The 882-nt window shown below is 76.6% G+C and carries 2 protein-coding genes; one reads left to right on the plus strand and one right to left on the minus strand.

The genetic code is table 11. The annotated features are described in order from the left end of the window. Positions 1 to 486 (plus strand): hypothetical protein (locus HMPREF3105_RS11895; protein WP_070709802.1); only part of this gene is annotated, 486 nt, incomplete at its 5' end. Here HMPREF3105_RS11895 and HMPREF3105_RS11900 read toward each other — a convergent pair. Then, positions 473 to 817: an AzlD domain-containing protein gene (locus HMPREF3105_RS11900; RefSeq protein WP_070709804.1), complete on the minus strand. Its 345-nt coding sequence runs from the start codon at positions 815 to 817 to the stop codon at positions 473 to 475. The genes HMPREF3105_RS11895 and HMPREF3105_RS11900 overlap by 14 nt on opposite strands. Positions 818 to 882: the final 65 nt, after the last annotated feature.

The following is an 882-nucleotide window of genomic DNA, read 5'->3' on the forward strand; positions in this document are numbered from 1 at the left end:
ATCGTGGCCGCCGCACGCCGGGCGGACGTGCCCCTCCCGGTGGCGGCGGCCCTGGCCGAGCTCGAGTCCGGTGGCCGGAACGTCTTCGGCCACGACGCCGGCGGCGTGCACAGCGCCCCGCGCGGGACGGACGTCTCCGTGACCCGGGAGCGCTACGAGGAGCTCGTGGCCCGGGTAGCGCAGGGGGAGACGTCCAACGGCGTGGGGCCCGCGCAGATCACGTGGCCGCCGTACTTCGCGCAGGCAGCCGAGCGCGGGTTTCGTCTGTGGGAGCCGGAGGACAACCTGGCCTTCGGTTTGGAGATCCTGCGCGGGCACCTGCGCGGCGACCTCTCCGCGGAGGGGATCGCCCGGGCGGGGACGCTCTACAACGCCGGGACGCTCTCCCACGGCGTCACCGCCTACGGCCGCCGCCTCGCCGCGGCGAGCCGCGCGTGGGCCGAACGCTTGGGCGAACCCGCCCCGCCGCCGGTCAGGCCAGGTTGACCAACAGCACGTAGGCCAGCGTGCCGGCCGCGATCGAGACCAGGGTCCGCCGCCCGGCCAGCAGATGCACGACGACCGTCACCGCCGCCGCGATGAGCGCGTGGGCCACCCGCGCCCCGTCCACGGGCTCTCCGGGGGCCAGCGCCGCGGCGTCGAGCAGCATCACCAGGGCCAGGATGGTCAGCACGCCGGCGGGCATCCACACCGCCAGCCGCGCGGCGAGCACGGACTCCCGCAACGGCTGCAGCAGGGCGAACGGCAACGCGCGCAGGCAGAAGGTCACGAGGCCCGCGACGACGGCCGCGGCCACCAGGTACGCGGCGCCGGTCATCGGGGGTCCTCCCCGGCGCCGGGCTCGGCATCCGTGCCGGCCCGCTCCCCCGTCGCGGCGACGAC

It is taken from the genome of Micrococcus sp. HMSC31B01, from assembly GCF_001816085.1.
GTDB lineage: Bacteria > Actinomycetota > Actinomycetes > Actinomycetales > Micrococcaceae > Micrococcus > Micrococcus luteus.

Bases quoted from the DNA above. Each gene is read 5' to 3' on its own strand.
- HMPREF3105_RS11900 (WP_070709804.1), bottom strand. From the start codon at position 817: ATGACCGGCGCCGCGTACCTGGTGGCCGCGGCCGTCGTCGCGGGCCTC.